The 416-nt window shown below is 69.7% G+C and carries 1 protein-coding gene; it reads right to left on the bottom strand.

All coding sequences use genetic code 11. The annotated features are described in order from the left end of the window. Window positions 1-416, bottom strand: a 416-nt coding sequence (locus EN852_RS35510; protein WP_246694502.1) for a portal protein, incomplete at both ends; no start/stop codon positions are given.

The following is a 416-nucleotide window of genomic DNA, read 5'->3' as shown; positions in this document are numbered from 1 at the left end:
GGGCGCCGCGCATCCCTTCCACCTCGTCCTTGCGCCGGAAAATGCGCTGCGGGCTGCGGCCGGCGCTCTGCACGACGCGGATCGCCTCGTCGCCGTCGATATTGTCCATGATGCCGGGATCGAACTGCGCCATCTGCATGGCGGTGGTCACCACTTGGATGGTGTCGCGCGCCTCGGCCGAGCGGCGCAGCACGTCGAGCGGGCCGGTGAAGGTCGGCCGCACCGCCTTGCCGGCGAGACTTTCCGGCGGGCGGAAGCGGCTGTCCTGGTCGTAGAGGCCCTTGTCCTCGAGGATCGACAGCTCGCGGTCGAGATTGGCGGCAAAGCCGGCCTGGATGATCGAGCCCGAAGGCCCGAGCAGCGCGCCCTTCTCCTCCTGGCGGATCAGCGCCTCGGTGGCGGTCATCTGCGGGTTC

Source organism: Mesorhizobium sp. M2E.F.Ca.ET.209.01.1.1 (assembly GCF_004010375.2).
Lineage (GTDB): Bacteria > Pseudomonadota > Alphaproteobacteria > Rhizobiales > Rhizobiaceae > Mesorhizobium.
The sequence above is the reverse complement of the archived record's forward strand: the minus strand, read 5'-3'. Positions and strand labels throughout refer to the sequence as shown.